This is a genomic window from Streptomyces glaucescens (assembly GCF_002154375.1).
Classification (GTDB): domain Bacteria; phylum Actinomycetota; class Actinomycetes; order Streptomycetales; family Streptomycetaceae; genus Streptomyces; species Streptomyces glaucescens.
This window is the reverse complement of record NZ_MUND01000024.1, coordinates 40,729-46,232: the sequence shown is the minus strand read 5'-3', so window position 1 is coordinate 46,232 and position 5,504 is coordinate 40,729. Positions and strand designations below refer to the sequence as shown.

The 5,504-nt window shown below is 73.3% G+C and carries 5 protein-coding genes; 1 reads left to right on the top strand and 4 read right to left on the bottom strand.

Annotated features, from left to right (window positions below; translation table 11 throughout):
• Positions 1 to 171: 171 nt before the first annotated feature.
• The 4 genes from CCN42_RS02105 to mshD all read right to left on the bottom strand — a co-directional run bounded on the left by CCN42_RS02105 (position 172) and on the right by mshD (position 3,465).
• Complete coding sequence (locus CCN42_RS02105) at positions 172 to 1,167, bottom strand: ABC transporter permease (protein WP_086732793.1); 996 nt, start codon at positions 1,165 to 1,167, stop codon at positions 172 to 174.
• Entirely contained in the window at positions 1,164 to 2,054 is an 891-nt protein-coding gene (locus CCN42_RS02100) for an ABC transporter ATP-binding protein (RefSeq protein ID WP_086732792.1), read from the bottom strand. The genes CCN42_RS02105 and CCN42_RS02100 overlap by 4 nt, the downstream gene beginning before the upstream one ends.
• A complete protein-coding gene (locus CCN42_RS02095; protein WP_086168936.1) occupies positions 2,051 to 2,437 on the bottom strand; it encodes a GntR family transcriptional regulator in 387 nt (128 codons plus the stop codon). Before CCN42_RS02095 ends, CCN42_RS02100 begins: the two co-directional genes overlap by 4 nt.
• A gap of 101 nt (positions 2,438 to 2,538) precedes the next feature.
• Positions 2,539 to 3,465: a mycothiol synthase gene (mshD, locus tag CCN42_RS02090; RefSeq protein WP_086732791.1), complete on the bottom strand. Its 927-nt coding sequence runs from the start codon at positions 3,463 to 3,465 to the stop codon at positions 2,539 to 2,541.
• A gap of 156 nt (positions 3,466 to 3,621) precedes the next feature.
• Between mshD and CCN42_RS02085 the strand changes: the two genes are divergently transcribed.
• Positions 3,622 to 5,427, top strand: a complete 1,806-nt coding sequence (locus CCN42_RS02085) for a bifunctional metallophosphatase/5'-nucleotidase (protein ID WP_086732790.1) — start codon at positions 3,622 to 3,624, stop codon at positions 5,425 to 5,427.
• The last annotated feature ends 77 nt before the right edge of the window (positions 5,428 to 5,504 follow it).

Genomic DNA, 5,504 nt, shown 5'->3' with positions numbered 1-5,504 from the left:
GGTCGCCGTGGTCGCCGTGGTTGCGGTGGTTGCTGTGGTCGCCGTGGTCGCCGTGGTTGCTGTGGGGCGTGGGTGTGGGCTGGGCGTGGGGCGGTGGGGCCGTTCGCCGCTGTGCGGTACCGGCCGGGCCCGGACCGCGCGGGTGGCGCGGTTCGGGCGCCGCGGGCGTGGTCAGCCGGTGGCTCCGGTGCGGTGCCTCAGCAGGCGGAACGCGGCCAGGACGGCGAGGGCGCCGAGGGCGAGGACGATGGCCGTCTCGACCAGCTGGAGGGGCCAGAAGTGGGCGGCCGGCTGGTAGTCCTGGTAGAAGGCGACGATCTTGCGGCCGGCGCTGCAGCGGATGTCCTCCAGGCACATCGGGTCGGGGATCCGCTCGCCGGTCGCGGTGACGACGCCCTCCTCGGCGATCATGCCGTCGGCTCCGGGGTAGCCCTCCGTGCTGGTGACGGTCTCGGCCGGCCACAGGTGCGGCCGGATGGAGAGCAGCGCCAGCGCCAGGGCGATCTGAGCGGCGAGGGCGACGGCGAGGGCGGGCAGCGCGCGCCGCACCAGCAGGCCGGTGAGCACGCCGACGGTCAGACCGAGCAGGGTGTGCGCGGTGGCCAGCGGGCCGTTGGCGAGGTAGCCGGGGTCGTGGTGCCACTCCCGCCAGCCCTCCCGCAGTTCGCCGTCCGAGGACCACACCAGCCGGTGCAGCGCGGTGAGGGCGAGGCCGCCGGTGGCGATCAGGGCGGCGGGTACGGCGAGCTTGGCGGCGAGCCAGCGGGCCGGGGAGACGGACTGGGTCCAGGCGAGCCGGGCGGTGCCGTTCTCCAGTTCGCGGCCGATCAGCGCGCCGCCCGCCCAGGCGGCGGTGAGCAGCGGGGCGAGGGAGAGCAGTCCGGCGCCGAGGCCGAGGGCGAGGTCGTAGTTCTGGTAGGCGGGGCCCGCGTAGTCGCAGGAGAGGCTGGGGGTGCCGGTCGGGCCGCACTCCATCCGGCGGAACTCGTCCCAGGCGGCGTCCGCGCCCGGCCCGTACGCCCACAGCAGGAGCCCGGCGGCGACGGCGAGCAGCATGAGCCAGAACCACAGGGCCGAGCGGTGCAGCCGGAGCAGCAGCCAGGTCAGGCCGTGCGGGCCCCGGGATGTGGGCGCGGCGGGTGCGGCGGTCGCGGTCACGGCGGTCATACGGCGGCCTCCACGGGGGCGTTCAGGTGCAGTGCGGGGGCCTCGGGGGCGCGCAGGTGGGCGAGGACCAGCTCCTCCAGGGAGGGCTCGGCGCTCTGCCAGGCGCCGGCGAGCGGGCCGCGGGGGCGGATCAGGGCGGTGAGCTGGCGGCCGGTCGAGCGGGTTTCGACGACGGTGTGCGGGGTGAGGTCGCCGTCGGCCGGGCCGGTGACGAGGGTGTGCGCGGCGAGCAGGTCGTCGAGCGGGCCGGAGAGGCGGACCCGGCCGCCGCCCACGAGCAGCAGGAAGTCGCAGGAGCCCTCCAGCTCCGCCACCACGTGCGAGGACATGACAATCGTGGTGCCGTGTTCGGCGGCGTCCGCCATCAGGGTGCCCATCAGCTGGTGCCGGGCCAGCGGGTCCAGGTCGGCCATCGGCTCGTCCAGCAGCAGCACCTCGGGCCGTTTGCCGAGGGCGAGAGCGAGCGCGACGCGGGTGCGCTGGCCGCCGGAGAGGGAGCGGATCCGGGTGCGGGGGTCCAGGTCGCCCTCGGCGACGATCCGGGCGGCGACCGCCGGGTCCCAGCGGCCGGGGTTCAGCTCCGCGCCGAGGCGGAGCGTGGCGGCGACGGTGAGCTGGGGGTGCAGCGGCTTGTCCTGGGCGACGTAGGCCAGGCGCTCGCGGACCTCGGCCGGGTGGGCGCCCAGCACCCGGACGGTGCCCTCGGTGGGGGCGAGCAGGCCGGCGGCGAGGGCGAGCAGGGTGGACTTGCCGGCGCCGTTGGGGCCGACGACGGCGCACACCCGCCCGGCGGGCAGCCGGAAGGCGCAGCCGTCCAGCGCCCGCCGGCGTCCGCGCCGGCCGAAGGCCTTGGCCAGCCCGGCCGCCTCGATGGCGGTGTCGGTCATTCCTGGTCCCCCTTGAAGTGCTTGTCCAGTACGGAAGTGAAGAGCGCGGCCACGTCGTCGCGTTCGAGTCCGGCGGCGCGGGCCCGTTCGGCCCACTGCTCCAGCTCGGCGCGCAGGGGCGAGTCGGCGGGCGCGGCGCCCAGGGCGCGGCGGACGAAGGTCCCCAGCCCGCGGCGGGCCTCGACCAGGCCTTCGCGTTCCAGTTCGCGGTAGGCCTTGAGGACGGTGTTCGGGTTGATGGCGGTGGCCGCCACGACCTCGCGGGCCGTGGGGAGCTTGTCGCCGGGCCGCAGCAGGCCGAGGCGCAGGGCCTGCTTGGTCTGCTGGACGATCTGGAGGTAGGTGGCGACTCCGCTGCGCCGGTCGATGCGGTATTCGACCACTCGGAAACCACCCTTTCACTAATTGAGTAGTGAAAGGGTGGTGCAAAAGAGGGGGCGGCGTCAAGATCACCGCCCCCGGGCGCCCCGTTACGGGCGGAAGATCACGTCTCGGTCCGGTACATGAGGTCCGTCTCGTACGTGGTGAAACCGAGCCCCTCGTACACCGCCACCGCCGCCTTGTTGTCCGCGTCGACGTAGAGCATCGCCGCCGGCAGCCCCTTCTCGGCCAGATGCCGCAGACCGATCAGGGTGAGGGCCTTGCCGAGGCCGCCGCCCTGCGCGCCCGGCGCCACCCCCACGACGTACACCTCGCCGAGCCGCTCCTCGGCGTGCACCTTCGTCCAGTGGAAGCCGACCAGCTCGCCGTCCCGCTCCGCCAGGAAGAAGCCCGCCGGGTCGAACCACGGCTCGGCCTTGCGGTCGTCCAGGTCCCGCTGGGTGAGTGAGCCCTGCTCGGGATGGTGGGCGAACGCGGCGGCGTTGACGGCCAGCCAGGCCGCGTCGTCCCGGCCCGGCTCGAAGGCGCGCACGCTCACCCCGGCCGGCAGCACCGGCTCGGGCAGCTCCGGACCCGTCAAGGGGCGCCGCATCTGCCGAAGTTCGCGGAACAGGGTCAGCCCCAGCACCTGCGCCAGATGCCGGGCGGCCGAGTGCCCGCCGTGCGCCCACACCCGCAGCCGCTTGCCGGAGGCGGCCAGCAGCGCCGAACCGAGGGCGCGGCCGTGGCCGTGGCCGCGGTGCGCGGGGTGCACGACCAGTTCGGCGGCCGGGGCCTCCACCGGGTCGGTGTCCTCCAGCTGGGCATAGCCGACGAGTTCCCCGCCGCTGGTGAGCAGCAGGTGGGAGACGCCCTCGCGCTCCCCGCCGCGCAACTGGAGCCGTCCCTGCTCGGACACCGCCTGCTGGCCGTCGACACGGACGGCCTCCGCGAGGAGTGCGAGAACCGCCTCGGTCTGGTCCGGGGAGAGCGTCGCACGGGTCTCGATGGCGCGTACGGAGTCGGGCCGTGCCATGTCGTCGCTGGTCATGCCTACGAGGGTAAAGGGCCGGGAGCCGAAATCGGCGCCAAAGGGAAACCAGGATGTAACCATGAACCCCCTGTCGCGCTACGCGCGTTGACTCTAGGCTGCGCCGGGACCACCTGACCGCCGGATGACAGCCGGAAAAGAACCACAGGGGGGCGCATGCCAGCCACCACTCCGCCGCACGACCGCCGCAGACGCCGTACCACCCGGCTGCTCGCCGCCGCCGCCGCTCTCGCCACCGCCGGCGCGCTGGCCGCCGCGCTGCCGTCGACCGCCAGCGCCGGCGAGACGACCGGGAAGCACCGGCCGGGCCGCTACCAGGACGTGCAGCTGCTGTCCTTCAACGACCTGCACGGCAACCTCGAACCGCCGGCCGGCTCCTCCGGCCGGGTCACCGAACTCCAGCCCGACGGCACCACGAAGACCGTCGACGCGGGCGGCGTCGAGTACCTGGCCACCCACCTGCGCCAGGCGCGCGAGGGCAACAAGTACTCCATCACCGCGGCCGGCGGCGACATGGTCGGCGCCTCCCCGCTGCTGTCCGGCCTGTTCCACGACGAGCCCACCATCGAGGCGCTGAACGGCCTGGAGCTGGACGTCACGAGCGTCGGCAACCACGAGTTCGACGAGGGCGCCCGGGAGCTGGCCCGCCTCCAGAACGGCGGCTGCCACCCCACGGACGGCTGCTACGGCGAGGAGGAGTTCGCAGGCGCCGACTTCCCGTACCTCGCGGCGAACGTCCTCGACGAGAAGACCGGCAAGCCGATCCTCAAGCCCTACTGGGTGTGGAAGAAGAAGGACGTCAAGATCGGCTTCATCGGTGTGACCCTGGAGGGCACCCCGGACATCGTCTCCGCGGAGGGCGTCAAGGGCCTCTCCTTCAAGGACGAGGTCGAGACCATCGACAAGTACGCCAAGGTGCTCCAGCGCCAGGGCGTGAAGTCGATCGTCGCGCTCATCCACGAGGGCGGCTTCCCGGCCGGCACCGCGTACAACTACGAGTGCGACGCGCCGGGCGCGGGCGACGGGATCTCCGGCCCGATCGTCGACATCGCCAAGAACGTCACCCCGCAGGTGGACGCCCTGGTCACGGGCCACACCCACGCGCCGTACGTGTGCACCGTCGACGACCCGGCGGGCAAGCCCCGCATGGTGACCTCGGCCGCGTCCTTCGGCCGCCTCTACACCGACACCACCCTGACGTACGACCGCTGGACCGGTGACATCGCCCGCACGGCGGTCAGCTCCGCCAACCACGTCGTGACCCGGGACGTCCCCAAGGCGCCCGACATGACCGAGCTGATCGGCAAGTGGAACGCCCTCGCCGCACCCATCGGCAACCGCCCCATCGGCTACATCTCCGGTGACATCGGCAACACCGGCACCGAGTCCCCGCTCGGCGACCTCATCGCCGACGCCCAGCTCGCCTACGGCAAGGAGCTGGACCCGGAGACCGACCTCGCGCTGATGAACCCGGGCGGTATCCGGGCCCCGCTGACGTACGCGGCCAAGGGCGCCGAGGGCGACGGTGTCGTCACCTACGCCGAGGGCTTCACGGTCCAGCCGTTCGCCAACACCGTCAACCTCCAGGACATCACCGGCGCCCAGCTGATCCAGGTCCTCAAGGAGCAGGTCAGCGGCGCGAACACGGCGGCCCCGAAGATCCTCCAGGTCTCCTCGGGCCTGACCTACACCCTGGACCTGACGAAGGCCGGTGCCGACCGGGTCGTCACCGACTCCATCCGGCTGAACGGCGCGCCCGTCGACCCGTCGGCGGTGTACCGCGTCGCGTCGAACAGCTTCCTCGCGGGCGGCGGCGACGGCTTCCCGACGCTGGGCCAGGGCACCAACGACCTGGTCGGCGCGGACGACCTGACCGCCCTGGAGAAGTACCTGACGGCCAACTCCTCGGCGACCAGCCCGATCGCGCCCCCGAAGGCGGACCGGATCACCATCGTGAAGTGACGCCGGGCTGAGAGACGACCGAGGGGAACGCACACACGTGCGTTCCCCTCGCTCGTCTCCCTAGGTCGTGTCCGCAA

Bases quoted from the DNA above. Each gene is read 5' to 3' on its own strand.
- mshD (WP_086732791.1), bottom strand. From the start codon at position 3,465: ATGACCAGCGACGACATGGCACGGCCCGACTCCGTACGCGCCATCGAG.
- CCN42_RS02105 (WP_086732793.1), bottom strand. From the start codon at position 1,167: ATGACCGCCGTGACCGCGACCGCCGCACCCGCCGCGCCCACATCCCGG.
- CCN42_RS02085 (WP_086732790.1), top strand. From the start codon at position 3,622: ATGCCAGCCACCACTCCGCCGCACGACCGCCGCAGACGCCGTACCACC.
- CCN42_RS02100 (WP_086732792.1), bottom strand. From the start codon at position 2,054: ATGACCGACACCGCCATCGAGGCGGCCGGGCTGGCCAAGGCCTTCGGC.